17 protein-coding genes are annotated in these 17,352 nt (G+C 68.6%); 5 read left to right on the forward strand and 12 right to left on the reverse strand.

Annotation, left to right across the window (positions count from 1 at the left end):
• Positions 1-124 precede the first annotated feature (124 nt).
• On the forward strand, positions 125-1,297 hold the full coding sequence (locus AB0H49_RS02005; RefSeq protein WP_357246120.1) for a hypothetical protein: 1,173 nt from the start codon (positions 125-127) through the stop codon (positions 1,295-1,297).
• A 36-nt stretch (positions 1,298-1,333) separates the two neighbouring features.
• Here the strand turns inward: AB0H49_RS02005 and AB0H49_RS02010 are convergent, their stop codons facing one another.
• The 8 genes from AB0H49_RS02010 to pdxH all read right to left on the reverse strand — a co-directional run bounded on the left by AB0H49_RS02010 (position 1,334) and on the right by pdxH (position 8,733).
• A complete protein-coding gene (locus AB0H49_RS02010) occupies positions 1,334-2,128 on the reverse strand; it encodes an ESX secretion-associated protein EspG (RefSeq protein WP_357246123.1) in 795 nt (264 codons plus the stop codon).
• A gap of 176 nt (positions 2,129-2,304) precedes the next feature.
• Entirely contained in the window at positions 2,305-3,471 is a 1,167-nt protein-coding gene (locus AB0H49_RS02015) for a WXG100 family type VII secretion target (protein ID WP_357246126.1), read from the reverse strand.
• Positions 3,468-3,962: a hypothetical protein gene (locus AB0H49_RS02020; protein ID WP_357246129.1), complete on the reverse strand. Its 495-nt coding sequence runs from the start codon at positions 3,960-3,962 to the stop codon at positions 3,468-3,470. Before AB0H49_RS02020 ends, AB0H49_RS02015 begins: the two co-directional genes overlap by 4 nt.
• Positions 3,963-4,009: 47 nt before the next feature.
• Positions 4,010-4,585, reverse strand: coding sequence for a DUF3558 domain-containing protein (locus AB0H49_RS02025; protein WP_357246132.1), 576 nt, complete (start codon positions 4,583-4,585; stop codon positions 4,010-4,012).
• Between the two features lie 252 nt (positions 4,586-4,837).
• Complete coding sequence (locus AB0H49_RS02030; protein ID WP_355000243.1) at positions 4,838-5,200, reverse strand: FKBP-type peptidyl-prolyl cis-trans isomerase; 363 nt, start codon at positions 5,198-5,200, stop codon at positions 4,838-4,840.
• Positions 5,201-5,233: 33 nt separating this feature from the next.
• A complete protein-coding gene (locus AB0H49_RS02035; RefSeq protein WP_355000244.1) occupies positions 5,234-6,535 on the reverse strand; it encodes a citrate synthase in 1,302 nt (433 codons plus the stop codon).
• 157 nt (positions 6,536-6,692) lie between these two features.
• Positions 6,693-7,976 (reverse strand): MFS transporter, encoded by a 1,284-nt coding sequence (locus tag AB0H49_RS02040; RefSeq protein WP_355000245.1) that lies wholly within the window; start codon positions 7,974-7,976, stop codon positions 6,693-6,695.
• Positions 7,977-8,043: 67 nt separating this feature from the next.
• On the reverse strand, positions 8,044-8,733 hold the full coding sequence (gene pdxH, locus AB0H49_RS02045; RefSeq protein ID WP_355000546.1) for a pyridoxamine 5'-phosphate oxidase: 690 nt from the start codon (positions 8,731-8,733) through the stop codon (positions 8,044-8,046).
• A 257-nt stretch (positions 8,734-8,990) separates the two neighbouring features.
• Between pdxH and AB0H49_RS02050 the strand changes: the two genes are divergently transcribed.
• The gene (locus tag AB0H49_RS02050; RefSeq protein WP_355000246.1) at positions 8,991-10,139 is read left to right on the forward strand and encodes a citrate synthase 2; all 1,149 of its coding nucleotides are present in this window, start codon (positions 8,991-8,993) and stop codon (positions 10,137-10,139) included.
• Positions 10,140-10,248: 109 nt separating this feature from the next.
• Here the strand turns inward: AB0H49_RS02050 and AB0H49_RS02055 are convergent, their stop codons facing one another.
• The 3 genes from AB0H49_RS02055 to AB0H49_RS02065 form a co-directional block, all read right to left on the reverse strand.
• The gene (locus AB0H49_RS02055) at positions 10,249-11,697 is read right to left on the reverse strand and encodes a lipase family protein (RefSeq protein ID WP_357246137.1); all 1,449 of its coding nucleotides are present in this window, start codon (positions 11,695-11,697) and stop codon (positions 10,249-10,251) included.
• A gap of 85 nt (positions 11,698-11,782) precedes the next feature.
• On the reverse strand, positions 11,783-12,424 hold the full coding sequence (locus AB0H49_RS02060) for a TetR/AcrR family transcriptional regulator (protein WP_357246140.1): 642 nt from the start codon (positions 12,422-12,424) through the stop codon (positions 11,783-11,785).
• Positions 12,425-12,499: 75 nt separating this feature from the next.
• Positions 12,500-13,189: a hypothetical protein gene (locus AB0H49_RS02065; RefSeq protein WP_357246142.1), complete on the reverse strand. Its 690-nt coding sequence runs from the start codon at positions 13,187-13,189 to the stop codon at positions 12,500-12,502.
• Positions 13,190-13,344: 155 nt separating this feature from the next.
• Between AB0H49_RS02065 and serC the strand changes: the two genes are divergently transcribed.
• The 3 genes from serC (at position 13,345) to AB0H49_RS02080 (ending at position 16,944) form a co-directional block, all read left to right on the forward strand.
• On the forward strand, positions 13,345-14,469 hold the full coding sequence (gene serC / locus AB0H49_RS02070; protein WP_355000250.1) for a phosphoserine transaminase: 1,125 nt from the start codon (positions 13,345-13,347) through the stop codon (positions 14,467-14,469).
• 351 nt (positions 14,470-14,820) lie between these two features.
• Entirely contained in the window at positions 14,821-15,936 is a 1,116-nt protein-coding gene (gene sepH / locus AB0H49_RS02075) for a septation protein SepH (protein ID WP_357246145.1), read from the forward strand.
• A gap of 264 nt (positions 15,937-16,200) precedes the next feature.
• A complete protein-coding gene (locus AB0H49_RS02080) occupies positions 16,201-16,944 on the forward strand; it encodes a hypothetical protein (protein WP_355000252.1) in 744 nt (247 codons plus the stop codon).
• A gap of 85 nt (positions 16,945-17,029) precedes the next feature.
• Here the strand turns inward: AB0H49_RS02080 and AB0H49_RS02085 are convergent, their stop codons facing one another.
• Positions 17,030-17,347 (reverse strand): DUF2537 domain-containing protein, encoded by a 318-nt coding sequence (locus AB0H49_RS02085; RefSeq protein ID WP_357246592.1) that lies wholly within the window; start codon positions 17,345-17,347, stop codon positions 17,030-17,032.
• Between the last annotated feature and the right edge of the window lie 5 nt (positions 17,348-17,352).

Consider the following 17,352-nt stretch of genomic DNA (forward strand, 5'->3'; position numbering starts at 1 on the left):
TCGTGCCTGGAGCGACACGCATCGCGAGGGACGCGCCCCGCGCAACGGAAGTCCTCGTGCCCTTACCGAACTCTCAGAGAAACGCCAATGGGGCCGTTAGCGGCGGTCCTTAGGGTCGGTGATCGTGATCGGACATCGCGCCCGCTGGGGCTTGCTCGCCATTGGCATCGTCACCGCGGGAGCGATCGGGGGTGGTGTCACCGCCTGCGCGGGCTCGGAATCAGCGCCGTCGGGGATCGCCCTGGTCAACGCCGACACCGGACCGACGGGCGCGCGGATCGTGCAGGCGCTCGAGCAAGACGGCGCGGGCTACGAGTGGACGATGGTGAAACCGGGCGAGGCGAACACCGACGACTACGCGGCCGTCATCACGCTGCCCGCCGACCTCACCGAGTCCATGGGCACGCTGGCCGGTCCGGTGCCGCAGCGCGCCATCGTCACCGTCGCCGCCAACGACGACGCCGACGGCGACCTGGTGAACGGGGCGATCCAGGCGGTGACGCACCGCATCGGCGCGACCGGGGTGGACGCGGCGCTCGCTGCCGTCGCCCAAGCCCGCAGCCAGCTCACCGGGGTCCAGTTCACCGCCCAGCTGCTCGGCGCGGGCGTGAACGCCGCGGCCTCGGGCGCGGACCAGTTCAGCGCGGGCGCCGACCAGCTGCTCGGCTTCCTGGATTTCGCGAAAGAGGGCTCCGCCCAGCTGACTTCGGCCATCGCCATGCTCAACGACACCGTCGACGGCGCGGCCGTGCAGGCGAATCAGCTTGCCGACGCGCTGGATTCGACCGGCATCACGATCGCGCAGGTGCAGCAGACGGCAGGCACCGTCAGCTCCGGCCTGGACCAGATCCTGCCGCTGCTGCGTGCGCTGCCCTTCGCCAACGATCCGGCGCTGGCCGACATCATCGGCAAACTCGAAGCGCTGCGGGCCGTTTCGGGTCAGGCGGGGTCCCAGCTGGACGGCCTCGACCTGCTGGTCGGCGGCGCCGTCGACCCCAACACCGATCTCGGCGCCCTGCTGCGCACCGTTGTCGGTCGTCTGCAATCCGCGAGCGCCCAGCTCAACGAAGGCGCCAAGCTCGCCGAAGGCCTCCCCCAGCTCGCCGAGCAGGGCGGCGCGCAGCTGGTCGACGCGATCGGCCAGCTCACCGGCGGTGTCACCCAGCTCCAGCAGATCGTGACCAACCTGAACACCCAGACCAACAAGGCCATGGACGCGCTCCCCGTCCGCAGCACCACCCAGCAGTCCGCGATCGCGCTGGCTCTGACCGACCCGGTGGAAATCGTCCGCGAATGAGGCTGGCGCGCTTTGCTTGTCAGCCGCTCCGGATGCCTACCAGCCGTTCCGGCGTGGTGCGCCGAGTTGCTCGTCCTCGGCGTCCCGCAGTCGTTGCGCGGCGCGGTCGAGCCAGGTCGCGAACGTGGTCGCGAGGTCGGCGGGCGTGGTCGGTCGCACGCTGACGTGCTGGGCGCGGATCTCCGTGTAGCGGCCGTCCTCGGCGATGTCGTACCACTGCACCGTGTCCTCCGCTTCCGGGCGGGTGTGCAGCGGGCCGACGCGCAGCCCGGCCGAACCGCCGCCGTCGGCGGGCCGTCCGAGCAGCCGCTGGTACTGCTCGCGCGGGGTGTTGCGGGCGTTGTCCCGCAGGTAGGTATCCCGGTTCGGACGCAAGTCGTCAGGGTGGAAGGTGGCGGGCGGCCGCTTGCCCGGCGGGCAGGGTGGAAGTGATTTCACGATCTGGACGGCCAGCGATTCCGGACCGCAGGTGCGCAGCCGGATCGGACCGTTCTCCTCGGCGCGGACGGTCTGGAACGCGACCACCGCGTGAGAATGGTTGCGGGCGCCGACGATTCGGTACTGCTTGACGTCACCCGTGCTGTTCTTGTGCTTACGCGAGCCACCCAGGATCTCGATGCGCATATCCGAGGTGGACAGCGTGTGCATGGCGAGTTCGATCTCCTCGAGCTCGTCGCCGGAGTAGCTCGCGCGCACCCGAAGGCGGTGCTGGTCGAAATCGTTCTGCACGGCGAAACGGCTGAGGTACTTGAGCGGGCGGGGGAACCGGTCGTTGGCTTCGCTGTACCAGAGCGCCGCGAAATCCTCTGGGTCCCAGTTCCATTCGGGCATTGTCGGGTCCGTTCGTTCGTGCGAGTGATCGGAAGCGTGGCGGGTCGACCATGGGGTCGGGGACGAGGGTGGCGGGCCGATCGTGCGCGAGGTTCGGGCGCGGAGGGTCGTGCGCCGCGAAGGTTGGCCGCACACGCAGGGGCTGTGCGCCCGGCGACGGTTGGCCACGCGGGTCACTACTCGGGCGGATGCTCCCCGATCACGCCGCCCGGCAACGTCTTCGGCAGCTCGCCGAGCAACTCCTCGGTGTTCTCCATGGTGATCAAGTACTCCGGGATCTTGTGGTCGCCGTCGTCCTCGGACTTGCCGCCGGGGCGCGCGCCGAGTCCACCCATTCCGGGCATACCGGCCATACCGCGGCCGGGGGTGGTGGCCGCCGCCGCTGCTCCGGCCGGATTCGTTCCGGGAGCGCCCGGGGCGCCGGGGATACCGCGACCAGGAGATGGCGTCCCGGTACCGGGTCCGGGGCCGGGGATGCCGGGGCCCGGGCCGCCCGGTGTTCCGGCGGGGTTGGTGCCCGCAGGCACGGTGGGCTGATTGGCGCCGGGCTTGGTCGGGTCGGTACCGGCCGGGGTCGTCGAACTCGGCGTGGTGTCCGTGGAACTCGGGTCGGTGGAGGTGTCGTCGGTGGTCGACTCGTCGGTCGGCTCGTCCTCGGCGCCCGGGTCGTCCGTGGTGTCCTCGGTGGTCGTCGGGTCGTCCCCTGGGTTCACGCCCGTGTTCGTCCCGTTCCCATTGCCGTTGCCGTTGCCGTTCCCATCGCCGTTGCCGTCGCCGTTCTTGGTGGGCGCCGAGATATCGAGCGGGTTGGTCGGATCGATCGGCTGCGGAAGGACCGGGATCTTGCCGTCGAGACCGACGAATGGCGTGACGTAGTAGTCCTTCATCACCGCCTGGGCTTCCTCTTGGCGGTCCTCGATCACACCGTCGCGATTGGTGCCGACCCAGGGCCAGGAATCCTTGTGCCACCAAGCCTTTTCCTCGACAGGTTCGGGGAGGCGGCTGTTGGTGTCGGCGATGGCTTGGGCGGCTTCGCCGACTCGGGTGCCGAGGTTGGTGAGCGGAGTGGTCAGATCTTGCGCGGACTTGGTGTAGCGCTTGATCGCGTCCAGGGCCTTGTCGGCGGCATTGCCATCCCAAGCGCCATCGATCGATTTCTTGATGCTCGAGTAGAAGACTTCGACGCCCGCTTCCCACTGCGTGGCAAGGGTTTTGTAGCGGTCCGCGATGCCGTGCGCCAGGGTCGGCTGGAGCGGGTTGAACGCGCCGCTGATTTCGACGTGCTTGTACTTCTTCGGTAGTTCGCCACCACCGGTGATGCGGGCCGGTTCGTTCTCGTTCACGACGGAGTCCCCTGTGGCGAAAGTACTTCGGGCTGACCGACACCGGGCTGACTCTGCGCGGGATCGATGGGGGTCGGCTGCTCGGGGAGCTGGGCCAAGAGGTTGTTCACGCGCGCCGCGAAGGTGGCGTCGGCATCCACGTAGCGCTGGCGGATCTCCCGGTGGAGAGTTTGGATGTCCTCGACGATTCGGAAGTGGTCCTCGAGGATCGCGTGGATGCTGTTGTCGGAACCTTTTCCCTTGGTGCGGAACCGGTCGACCAGGGTTTGCGCTGAGGTAAGAATCGCGTTGTCTGCGCCGATACCCCACTGCTTTTGTTCGATTTCCGAAATCGCTTGCGCCTCATGTTGCATCGACTGGATCAAGAGTTTGAACCGCTCGCAGTCGCGATCGATGTAGACGAACTCTTCTGGCTCGATTCGCAGCGTCAACCGACCCTCGCGAGCTTCTGTGATGAGGTTCGCGATGGGCCGCGGCGTACTGTCTGTCATGTCGTTCTCTTCCCTCCCCGATGTGGTCTCCCCATTGGTATTCGTCGTTATGCACCGGCAGGCAGCGTAGGGACGACCTTCTCGGCAAGGGCGAGTCCCAGCTGACACGTATCGATATGGCCTGTTTCTCGACGCGACGGCGGATTGTCGAGATGAAACTCCAACGTGCCGCCTCGCATCTCCACATTGATGCTGCACACTTCACTGCTGCGTGTGTCACTTCGCCGAGCAGTGATCGCTGGGCGACTCGCGATCGCAAGCTCGCGGACGTCGTTGAAGTAGTTCTCGCGAACGTACGGAACAGTCATGTTGGTCACCTGGATGCTTACGGCGTATCCGTTCGATTGCACCCATCGACATCCCCGCCACTTGACCCCATCGGGCCCGTCGGCATTCGCCTTGTTATCCGCGACGGCTTTCACCAACCGCTCCGACTTCAAAACACTCTCCGGCACATCCGTACACGGGTTGTAACTCTGCGGCACATCCACCGCCAACCCCGACGCCGTCGTCGCGCTGGTAGCCGCGGAACTCGGCCGCGCCTCCCCCTCGGTCGACCCCCCACACCCCGCCAACCCGACCCCCGCGGCGAGCACCCCCACCATCAGCACGGCCTTGTCCATCGCTCGCATGCTCACCCTGCTTCCCCTCCGCGCGTAGGTCTTCCGGCGACTATAACCAACGCCCACACCGCGAGCCGGTCCGATGACGGCGGCTCGGAGCGCAGGCGGCGGCCGCCCTCGTCCGAGAAGCGACGGCGCCGAACAATGCCCACACCCTCTTCGACGCATCGAAACCCGTTCTGGTTCCACCGACTCGAGCCGGATACGACTGTGGCCCGCACTCCGGGGGAGTACGGGCCACGATTTCGTCGCTTACGACAAGACGTCGATCAGGTCGATCACGAAGACCAGGGTCTTGCCGGAAAGATGGTGACCCGCGCCGGCCGGGCCGTAGGCGAGCTCCGGCGGGATGGTGAGCTGGCGGCGGCCGCCGACCTTCATGCCGGGGATGCCGTCCTGCCAGCCCTGGATCAGGCCGCGCAGCGGGAAGCTGATGGATTCGCCACGCTTCCACGACGAGTCGAATTCCTCGCCGCTGTCGAATTCGACTCCGACGTAGTGCACCTCGACGGTGCCACCGGGCACGGCTTCCTTGCCCTCGCCCACGGTGAGGTCCTTGATCACGAGCTCGGTGGGCGCGGGGCCCGCTTGGAATTCGACAACCGGCTTGGTCATTCGGCTATCCCCTTCGATAGGTGGGTTGGATTGTCAGCGGTTGGTGATCTCGCGGTAGTCGCGCGCGCCGTAACCGGTGTAGATCTGGCGCGGACGACCGATCTTCAGCGGCTCGCTGTGCATTTCGCGCCAGTGCGCGATCCAGCCGGGCAGCCGGCCCATCGCGAACAGCACGGTGAACATGCGGGTCGGGAAGCCCATGGCCTTATAGATGACGCCGGTGTAGAAGTCGACGTTCGGGTAGAGCTGACGCGAGATGAAGTAGTCGTCGGTCAGCGCGGCCTCTTCGAGCGCCTGCGCGATGTCGAAGAGTTCGTCGTCCCCGCCGAGCTTGCGCAGGATCGCGTCGGCGTGCTTCTTGGCGATGGAGGCGCGCGGGTCGTAGTTGCGGTAGACGCGGTGCCCGAAGCCCATGAGCTTCACGCCGTCTTCCTTGGCCTTGACCTTGCGGATGAACTCCTTGACGTTGCCGCCCTGAGCCTTGATGTCGTCGAGCATTTCCAGGACGGCCTGGTTGGCGCCGCCGTGCAGCGGGCCCCACAGCGCGTTGATGCCGCCGGACACCGAGGTGAACAGGTTGGCGTCCGAGGAGCCGACCAGACGCACCGTCGAGGTGGAACAGTTCTGCTCGTGGTCGGCGTGCAGGATCAGCAACATGTCCAGCGCGGCGGCCACTTCGGGGTCGACCTCGTAGGGCTCGGCCGGGAAGCCGAAGGTCATCCGCAGGAAATTCTCCACCAGGCTCAGCGAGTTGTCCGGGTAGAGGAACGGCTGGCCGACCGACTTCTTGTACGAGTAGGCCGCGATGGTCGGCAGCTTGGCGAGCAGCCGGATGGTGGACAGCTCGACCTGCTCGGGGTCGCGCGGGTCCAGCGAGTCCTGGTAGTAGGCCGACAGCGCGTTGACCGCGGAGGAGAGCACCGGCATCGGGTGCGCGTTGCGCGGGAAGCCGTCGAAGAACCGCTTCAGATCCTCGTGCAGCAGCGTGTGGCGGCGGATCCGGTCGGTGAACTCGTCGAGCTGGGCCTGGGTCGGCAGCTCGCCGTAGATGAGCAGGTAGCTGACCTCGATGAAGGTCGAGGAACCGGCCAGCTGGTCGATCGGGTAGCCGCGGTAGCGCAGGATGCCCGCTTCGCCATCGATGTAGGTGATCGCCGACTTGGTCGGGGCGGTGTTCATGAAGCCGGGGTCGTATGTGACGTACCCGGTGCTGGCCAGCAATTTGCCGAGGTCGACACCGTCGTTGCCTTCGGAGGCTTCGGTGATCGTCATGGCGTATTCGCCACCCGGGTAGCTCAGCACCGGTTTGGCGTCGTTGATGTCGTTCTCGGGCACGGAAGGATCCCTCTCAGGCTAGGACCGTCGGCATCGGAGTGCGGTCGGCACGGCGGTGCGATTACCTAGACGCTAGTCGCTGTCCACGCGGCCCGACCACGAGGGTGCCCACCTGACGACCTCACAAACGCCGTGTCGTCACGTGAGGTTTCGTCGGTCAGGCGGGCAGCGATTCGGTGTGCGCGCGGGCGACCCGGTAGCGAACGAAAGCCGGGAAGGCCAAGGCGGCCAGCAGGACCCCGATCACCACGAGAACTCCGCCGCCCGCCGCGGCCACCGCGGTACCCAGGCTCGCCGCGGCAAAACCGTGGGCAACATCACCGATCCGCGGGCCGCCCGCGACCACCACGATGAACACGCCTTGCAGCCTGCCGCGCATCTCGTCGGTGGCGACGGTCAGCAACATCGTGGTGCGCAGCGCGGCGGAGACCATGTCGACCGCGCCGCCGAAGGCGAGGAACGCCACCGCGATCCACAGCCAGACGCCGAGACCGAACAGGTGACCGGCCAAGCCGACCGCGAGCCCGAAGCCGACCATCGCGACGCCCCACAGCGCGATGCAGACGACGACGGCGAGCCCTTGGCGGCGGAGGCGCGGAATCCAGCCGGAGAACACGCCGCCGAGCACCGCGCCCGCCGACATGGCCGCGAACAGCAGGCCGAGCGCGACACCGCCGGTGGCCGGGTCGCCGAAGGTCTCGTGCGCGATCTGCGGGAACAGCGCCCGCGGCATGCCGAACACCATCGCGATGACGTCGACGAGGAACGAGGCGAGCAGAATGCGCTGGGTGGCCAGGTAGGTGAAACCGTCCAGGACCGTGCGGAATCCGGCCCGGCGCGCGTCGCCGGTCGGCGGGAACGCGGGCAGCCGCCAGACCGCCCACAGCGTGACGAGCAGTGCGATGGCGTCGACGAGATACAAAGTGGACAGCCCGATCAGCGGGATGAGCGCACCGGCGAGCACCGGCCCCGCGATGGCGCCGACCTGCTGCACGGTCATGCTCAGCGAGCTCGCGGCGGCGAGTTGCTCGGGCGGCAGGATGCGGGAGATGGCCGCGCTGCGGGTCGGCTGGTTCACCGCGAAGAACGCCTGTTGCAGCGCGAACAGGATCAGCACCACCCAGACGTTGTCGAGCCCGGCCGCGGCCTGCGCCCAGAACAGCACGGCGGTCACGCCGGTGCCCGCGGTGGTGATCACCATCAGCTTGCGCCGGTCCATGACGTCGGCGAGCGCGCCGCCCCACAGCCCGAACACGATCAGCGGCACCAGGCCGAAAAGTCCGGCGAGGCCGACATATCCGGAGCTGCCGGTGATCTGGAAGATCTGCTGCGGCACCGCGACCACCGAGAGCTGCGCCCCGATGACGGTGACGATGTTGGTCGTCCACAGCCTGCGGTAGTCGGGGTTGCGCAGCGGGGTGGTGTCGGCGAGCAGCTTCACCGGCCGGAGGTTAGCGAGTTCCCGGTCGGCGAGACGACGCGAGATTCATCACATGATTCATCTGTTGTCACGGTTGCAGCCGGTCGACGCGCATGCGTCCCTCGGCGACCCGCACCCGGATCCGGTTGTGCAGCCGACCCCTTCGGCCCTGCCAGAACTCCACCTCGTCGGGACGCAGCAGATAGCCGCCCCAGTGCGGGGGCACCGGGATCACGTCGACGTCGGCGAAGCGCGCGGTGGTCTCGGCCAGCGCGCGGTCCAGCTCGGCCCGCGAGCCGATCGGGCGGGACTGCTGCGAGGCCCAGGCGCCGAGCTGCGAGTCGCGCGGACGCGAGCGCCAGTACACCTCGGTCTGCTCGACGGAGGACTTCTCGACCGGTCCGCGCAGGTGCACCTGCCTGCCGAGCGCGGGCCATAGGAACGTCGCCGCGGCGAACGGGACCGCGGCCAGTTGCGCGCCCTTGGCGGAGTCGTAATTCGTGTAAAAAGTCACACCCTCCGGCGAGAGTCCTTTACACAGCACCGTTCTGGCGACCGGTCGCGGCGTGCCGTCGACGAGCGACACCGTGGCGAGAACCATCGCGTTGGGTTCGGCGATGCCGACCGCGGTGGCCTGCTCGATCCAGTGCCGGAGCAGCGGCTCCCAGCCCCCTGCCAGCCAGGTTTCGTCCAGGTCGATGTCCTCGCCGGAGCCGAACGGCGCGCCGCCGTATTCCACTCGCATCGCGGACAGATCGGAGCTCACCGGGAGCTCCATCGCGTCCCCGTTCGCGTCCGGCGGGAACAGGGCGGGATTCGACGCTGAATTGTCCAGGTCACGCATGGGCCAGACGTTACTCCGCGGTAGCAGGGAGCTAAGGTTTTGGTGATCGGCATGTGCTCGGCGGAGCGACACCCTCGGCTGTTGTTTCCAGCGACCTGCAAGCAGTCGCTAGCGGCGTTGCTTCGAGCGGCCTGCAAGCAGTCGCAAGCGGCGAGAACTCGTGCGACCCGAAGTGCAAGGAGAGTCACAACATGACTACCAGCCCCGCTGTTCCCGGTGGCCAGGCCACCGTACCGAGCGATTTCGTCAGCGGCCTCGAGGGCGTGGTGGCCTTCACCACCGATATCGCCGAACCGGACAAGGACGGCGGCGCGCTGCGCTACCGCGGCGTCGACATCGAGGACCTGGTCGGCGGCCGGGTGACCTTCGGTGACGTGTGGGCGCTGCTGGTCGACGGGGAGTTCGGCCACGGTCTGCCGCCGGCCGAGCCGTTCCCGCTGCCGGTGCACACCGGCGACGTGCGCGTCGACGTGCAGGCCGGTCTGGCCATGCTCGCGCCGATCTGGGGCTACCAGCCGTTGCTCGACATCGACGACCAGGAAGCCCGCGAGAACCTGGCCCGCGCCTCGGTGATGGCGCTGTCCTACGTCGCGCAGTCGGCGCGCGGCATCTACCAGCCCGCGGTGCCGCAGAAGAAGATCGACGAGTGCACCACGGTCACCGAGCGCTTCATGACCCGCTGGAAGGGCGACCCGGACCCGCGGCACACCGAGGCCATCGACGCCTACTGGGTCTCCGCCGCCGAGCACGGCATGAACGCCTCCACCTTCACCGCCCGCGTCATCGCGTCGACCGGCGCGGACGTGGCGGCCTCGCTCTCCGGCGCGATCGGCGCGATGTCCGGCCCGCTGCACGGCGGCGCACCGGCCCGCGTGCTGCCGATGATCGAAGAGGTCGAGAAGACGGGCGACGCCCGCGCGCTGGTCAAGGGCATCCTCGACCGCAAGGAGAAGCTGATGGGCTTCGGCCACCGGGTGTACCGGGCCGAGGACCCGCGCGCCCGCGTGCTGCGCGCCACCGCCAAGCGTCTGGGCGCCCCGCGCTACGAGGTGGCGGCGGCGCTGGAGCAGGCCGCGCTCGCCGAGCTGCGTGAGCGTCGTCCCGACCGCGCCATCGAGACCAACGTGGAGTTCTGGGCCGCGGTCATCCTCGATTTCGCCGAGGTCCCCGCGCACATGATGCCCGCCATGTTCACCTGTGGCCGGACCGCGGGTTGGTGCGCGCACATCCTGGAGCAGAAGCAGCTCGGCAAGCTGGTGCGTCCGGCTGCCATCTACACCGGCCCCGCCGCGCGCAAGCCGGAAGAGGTCGCGGGCTGGTCCGCCATCGCCCACCTCTGAGCATCGAACACGTTCGCGAGCCGGACGCCTCGACGGGTTGACTTGCCCGTCAAGGCTTCCGGCTCGTGTCGTATCCGGCGACGCTGGAGAACGGCTGTTGTGACGCGGTCTAGCGCGCGCCGATCGGCTTGCCGAAGAACGACGCGACGGTCTCACCGAAGACCGAGGCCAGGAAGGGCAGCTCCCCCGGAGTCGCGAGCATGGTCGGCATGTCGGTGGTGGCGCAACCGGACGCCGCGGGCACGCCGTTCAGCCGGTCCCGCAGCCACAGCAGCGCCGCCGGTCCACCGGCGACCTCGGCGAGGATGTGTTCGCTGGCGTGGTCGCGGGTGTACTGGACCCGCGCGTCCGGGTTCTGGCAGTAGGTGTTCACCAACTGGTCGGTCGAGCCGAGCGGCAGGATCTCGTCCCACGCCGAATGCCAGAGGAACATCGGCATGTCCGGCACGGTCTTGCCGAGCTTGGTGTCCTCGAGCATGGCTTGGACCACGGGGTCGTGCAACGGGTCCCCCTGCGTCCGCAGCAGGCCCTTCATGTTCAGGAACGGGAACAGCGCCGACTGGTATTGCACGCACAGCGGCGCCTTCAAGGCCATCAGCGCACGACCCAGGGGGTCGATGTTGCGGTCCAGGAACGCCGCGAAGTCGGGGTACTCCCGCGCGAGGCCCATCACCGCCGCGAAGACCAGTCCGGACGTCGCCTGGTTGTTCGCCATGTTCAGCGTCGCGCCGAGATCGGCGCCGACGCCGCCCTGCGCCGCGGCGACGATGTTCAATTCGGGCGCGTAGGTCTTGTGCAGCTCGGCGGCGTGTCCGGTCGGCATCGACCCGCCGGAGTAGCCGTACATTCCCACCGGCGCGTCCGGTCCGACGCCGAGCGGCTCGAAGGCCGTCGCGGCGCGGATGCCGTCCAGGGTGATCCGGCCGCCGAGCGGCCCCGCGGCGTACGCCGAGTTCGGGCCCTGGTGATCGGGGATGACGACCGCCCAGCCCTGCTGCAACGCGGCCTGCGCGAAGACGAACTCGCCGGGCGCGACGATCTGGCCGACCAGCGGCGCGATCGATAGATGCTGCAACGCGTACGACGGGGTGCAGTAGCCCGCCGTCGAGTCCTCGGCGATCTGCACCGAAAGCAGCTTGCGCGGTTCCGGCGCGACGCCGCGCGGCTTGATGAGCGTGGCGACCGCCGAAATCGGTTGGTCGCGACTGTCGTTGGAGCGGTAGGACACCTGCCAGGCGTCGACGTTGAGCGGGATCAAACCGAAATTGGCGACGTTGACCTGGCGTACCGCGATCACCTCGCCCGGTGCGGTGGCGGCGAGCACCTCCGGTGGTTGGCGATAGAAGCCCGGATCCAGCTCGGGCGGCAGCGGCAGCACCCGCGCGGCCTCGATGGGCGGAGCCTCGGGCGCGCCGGGCTCGGCGCCTGCCTGCGCCCCGACCCCCGCGACCGCCGCGGCCATCGTCAACACCGCCCCGGCGCGCATCGACACCGCCCCGGCGTTCATCAACACAGTGTGGAACCGGCGCGTCCAGCGCGATCCGGTGACGGTCCTCATCGACCCACATCCTTCGACTTCGCGATTGAGACTCCCGCGTCTCAATGTGGGCCACACTATGGCACGAATGTGGTGTCGATCGCAATCAGTTGGCCGCGCCCTCTGGCAACGCGAGTGCTCTGAGCAGGGTGGTCAGCACGTCGACGAGGACGTCCACCGGCGGACGCGGCTCGTCCAGGCTCCACTGGTGCACCACGCCGTTGACCGCGCCGATGAACGCGGCCATCGCGACGCGCCAGCCGCCCGGCGGGGTGCGCACATCCGGCAGCGCCGCCGCGGCCACCTCGACCACCGCGCCCCATTCGTCCCTGACCCGCGCGCGATGCAGCTCGACCGCCTCGCTGACGCCGACGATCTCTACGAAGGCCACTTTCGCCTTGCGGATGTCGCCGACGACCGCTCCGACATAGGCCCGAATGCCCGCGTCGAGCAGCGTGCGCGTGTCGGTGGTCCCGGCCGCGGCGAGCGCCTCGGCGACGGCCGCGCGCGCCTGCGCGTGGATCCGGTCGTAGACCTCGACGAGCAGTTCCTCCCGCCCGGAGTACTGCTCGTAGAACTGCCGCCGCGACAGACCCGCGGCGGCGCACAGATCGGTGATCGAGCTCTGCGCGTACGTCTTCTCCGCGAAGACGGTGAGCGCCGCCTCGAAGAACAGCGCCCTGCGCTCCACCTGCCGCTCCGCGACCGACTGCCCGGAGTAACTGTGTCTGGACCGCGCCGCACTCACACCGGCGACCCTAGTGCGGGCCATTGCAACCAAGGCGTCTCAGCCAGCGCACGCCGGAATCCCCCCTGCGGCGGGCTACTCCTCGCCGAGCGAGGCGGCCCAGTCCACCGCCACGGACTCGCCGTGATCGACGGCGAAGAACGCCACCTCGAGATGCTGACCGAGATCGATGAGGCCGATCGCGGCCAGCGGCAGCGGCTGGATCAGGCGGACCCGCCACGGCCGCGGTTCGTCCCAGGCCCGCAGCTCGAGATCGAGGCGAAGCACCGGATCGTCGTGGCCCGCGTAATCGGCCGCCACCGGAGCGGCGGCGAGCACGGTGGCGTCGGCCCTGCGGCCGTCGGCGAGAATCTTGGCGATGCTCACCCTCGTCGCCTCGTCCGCGTCGGGGATGTAGAGCACCAGCCGGTCCCGGTCTCCCGGATCGACGCGGCAGGCAACGACGTCGCCGGGTTGCATCCACTCCAGGTCTTCCTCGCGCGTGCGCTGCCGAACCCGGGTCTCGTACGGGACCGCACCGTCGATCTGCACCCGAACCCAGAAGACGTGGCCGGGCTCCCGCCGCGGCTGCGGTCCTGGGCCACCGAACGTCCTGGCGAACGACGGCGACGAGATCTTGCGCCCGAGGATGGTCGCCGATCCCGCCGTGCCGTGGATCAGCAGTTCACGCCGCGCCGCGCCCGACAGCGCGCCCGCCCGCAGGCCGAAATTCCGTGATCGCCGTGCCCGCAACCGCCACCCCGAGTTAGCCGACGCCATGCCCATGGCCGAAAAGGGTAGCCGCACTGTGTCGTACGCCACAGCAATACGGCTTCCCTATGAGTAATTGATCACACCTTCGCCGATTTGCAGGACGTGACGGCCCTGCGGCACCCACCCGCACGAACCGAGCAGGTCGGACACGCTTTACCCTATTGGCCATGACCACTGCGTTCCCGACCATTCCCGACGACCTCAAGCCCGCCGACGGACGGTTCGGCTGCGGCCCCTCCAAGGTGCGCCCGGAACAGCTGGAGTCCCTGGTAAAGGTGGGGGCCTCGGTGTTCGGAACCTCGCACCGGCAGAAGCCGGTCAAGGACGTGGTCGCGCGCGTGCGCAACGGCCTGCGCGAGCTCTTCGGCCTGCCGGATGGTTACGAGGTCGTCCTCGGCAACGGCGGCACCACCGCGTTCTGGGACGCCGCCGCGTTCGGCCTGATCCGCGAGCGTTCGCTGCACCTGACCAACGGCGAGTTCTCCAGCAAGTTCGCCGCCGTCGCCAAGGGCAACCCGTTCATCGGCGACCCGATCGTCGTCTCGTCCGAGCCGGGCAGCGCCCCTGAGCCGGTGGCCGACCCGTCGGCCGACCTCATCGGCTGGGCGCACAACGAGACCTCCACGGGCGTGGCCATTCCGGTGCAGCGTCCGGCCGGTTCGGAGCACGCGCTGATCGCCATCGACGCCACCTCCGGCGCGGGCGGCCTCCCGGTGAACATCACCGACGCCGACGTCTACTACTTCGCTCCGCAGAAGTGCTTCGCCGCCGACGGCGGCCTGTGGGTCGCGCTGATGAGCCCCGCGGCGCTGGCCCGGGTCGAGGAGATCAAGAACAGCGGCCGCTGGACCCCCGAGTTCCTCTCGCTGCCGGTCGCGATCGACAACAGCACCAAGGACCAGACCTACAACACCCCGGCGCTGGGCACCCTGCTGTTGTTCGCCAACCAGATCGAGTGGCTGAACGGCAACGGCGGCCTGGACTGGGCGGTCAAGCGGACGCTGGATTCCTCCTCGCGGCTGTACTCGTGGGCCGAGTCGAGCGAATACGCCACCCCGTACGTCACCGATCCGGCGCACCGCTCGCAGGTCGTCGGCACCATCGACTTCGCCGACTCGGTGGACGCGGCGCAGGTCGCGAAGGTGCTGCGGGCCAACGGAATCGTCGACACCGAGCCCTACCGCAAGCTGGGCCGTAACCAGCTGCGCGTCGGCATGTTCCCGGCGATCGATCCGGACGACGTGAGTCAGCTCACCCGCAGCATCGACTGGGTCGTCGAAAAGCTGTCCTGAGCGAATTCTTTCGATGCCCGTGGTTTCACCGAGACCACGGGCATCGTGCTCTGATCACCCACCGAGAGCCGCACCCTCGTAAAGACCACTGAACACCCGCGCTACCAGCCTGGATTCGTGAACGATCAGATTATCGAGCGGTCCAGGCGCATGCGCGACGGGCGCGAGTCTCGACCGCTCGAAAACGCGACACGACAGGTCGCGCACCCGCGCACAAAGAGGACACATTAGCGTTTTCCGTCTGGGGGCGGCAGATTTTGGTGCAGCGTGTCTTGCCTCGAGATCATCGAGTGTGCACTACTGTTTCGGAAAGTGGGCGGTGTCGCGAGCCGACGCGATAAGGAGGTAACGGTGCGTGAACTTCGAGTGATCGGGGTGACGCCCGACTCCACGCACATCGTGTGCATCGACACCGAGTCCGGCCAGAAGTTCCGGCTGCCCGCAGACGACAAGCTACGAGCCGCCGCGCGCGGAGACCTTGCCCGATTCGGCCAGATCGAGATCGAAATGGAAGCTTCTATGCGTCCTCGCGATATCCAGGCTCGTATCCGCGCCGGAGCCTCCGTCGAACAGGTCACCGAAGAATCCGGCATGCCCGCCAGCCGGGTCGAGCGTTTCGCGTATCCCGTGCTGTTGGAGCGCGCCCGCGCCGCCGAGCTCGCCCAGAAGGCGCACCCGGTCCGCCCCGACGGCCCCGCCGTGGAAACCCTGATCGATATCGTCACCGCCGCGTTCACCGAGCGCGGGCACACGCTCGAGAACGCCGAGTGGGATGCGTGGAAGGACGAGAAGGGCTTCTGGGTCGCCCAGTTGCAGTGGCAGAACGGGCGTTCCGAGATCGCCGCGCACTGGCGCTACCAGCCCGACGCGCACGGCGGTTCGGTCTCGCCGCTCGACGATCCCGCCGCGGATCTGATCGATCCCGATTTCGGCCGTGCGCTGCGCGGTCTGGCGACCGTCCTGCCGCCGCAAGCCGAGCTGGAGGCGCCCGCGCCGACCGAACCCGTCGTCGAGCCGCGCAAGGAAACTCCCGCGGCGCCCACCGCGCGTCCCGCGACGGCCCGGCAGCCGCAGCCGACCCTGGACGAGTACTTCGAGCAGCGGGCAGTGGCCGCGGGCGGTAGCGCGGCGACGATCCCGGCCGCGAGCACCAGCACCGCGACACCGGCGGCGAGCACCAACACGGCGCCCGCGCCGAGCGCCAAGACCACTCCCGCGGCGAGCGCCAAGACCACTCCCGCGACGAGCACGACCGCCACCCCGGCGGCGAGCGCTCCCACCACCAGCGCACCGGCCGCCGCCGCGAACACCTCGGCTCCGGCCGCGAACGCCGCGCCCGCCGAGGAGAACACCAAGCCCGGCAACGCAAAGTCCGCGCCCGCCAAGCCGAACCGCACCAAGCGCGGCAAGGCGCCCATGCCGTCCTGGGAGGACGTGCTGCTCGGCGTGCGCAGCTCGGGTCACTGACCGGCCGCGCCGCGGTTTTCGGCGCACCCGGAAGTTTGCTGAATCGCTAGTCGAGGTTGCTGGATCACAGTTCCACCCCGAAAACTCGATTGCGCCCCGAAATTCTCTTCGCGCTGGCGTGTTCCGTTGCCGAAGCTGCGTCGCGGGTCGTCCGAGGCGAGTAGATTTTCCGATGTGTCGAAGACGACGTGCGCCGTCATCCGACACGGACGGTAGCTGGAAGTTCGCGGAGTAGTTTCGTGCGACCATCGGGAGGTGCCGGAAATGCTGTCCAAAGCCTCGTCTCTCTGGTATGTCGACGCCCCCGACCCGTTGGCGGTACTGCGCGCCGATCACGACCCGGAGCCCGAGGCCGCGCTGGCGCTCGCCAAACAGCTCTACGGCGACCACGACGTGGTGCCGAAGATGGTCGGCACGCTCGGCGGCTGCGCGGGCCCGGACACCGACGAGGTGTACATCGGCTGCTATCCCGGTGTCACAGTTGTGTGTTCGGCACAGGCCGCGCTACCGAGGCCGACACGATTGCCGGAGCTGCTTGTTCGCCCGCTCGCCTCCGACCACACCTATCTGATCTCCTTCGACACCCTCATCGGCTGGGGCGCGTTCGCGCACTGGGAGCGCGGGGAATTCCGCCGTGCGTTCAGTTCGACCAGGGTGAACATCCTGGAGGACGAGGGACTTCCGCTGGTCTGGGAGCGGTCGTACTGGGCGGGTGAGCATCCCGTTCGCTGGCATGCCGGAGAATTGCCGGACCCGCAGACGCTGCCCTTCGACCCGCCCGATTTCGCCGACGCCGCCAACAACGAATGGCTCGGCTTCCACTACCGGGCTCCCTCGCCGCAGGGCGCGCTGGCGCCGGGCGATATCGCGGTGTGCGGATTCACGCTGTACCCGAAAGGCGAGGCTCCGGATCGCTCGAAGTCGATCGGCCCGGAAGTGATCGAGCCCGCGATCAAGCCGAGGCGTGGGCTGTTCGGTTGGCTGCGCGGCGGAGATCGCGTCGGCTGAGGGCGATCGTCTCGGCCGCCGAATGTCCCGGCGCCGGATCACTCGCCGCCGGAGTCACAGCGCCGGATCGTCCAGCGCCGCGGCATCACAGCGCCGACAAACCCTCGACGATCAGCGCGAACCACCCGAGCACAACGCCGACACCGCAGCCGAGCAGCACCCACCTGGTCACCGGCGTGAACCGCGAGCGCCACGCGGTCGGCGCCGCGCCACCGGCGGCGACCAGGTTCACCGCGACGGCCAGCAGCGGATGCACCTGGGCGAGGGCGATCCCGAACGCGTAGACGGCCACCGCTGCCAGCAGCGCCACCATCACCACCACGGTGATACCCGCGGCCCACGGCGTCGGGTCCTGCGCGGGCGGATAGCCGCGGTACGCGCCGTTCGTCGGGTGATCCACCATGTCCT

It is taken from the genome of Nocardia sp. NPDC050713, assembly GCF_040654315.1.
GTDB lineage: Bacteria > Actinomycetota > Actinomycetes > Mycobacteriales > Mycobacteriaceae > Nocardia.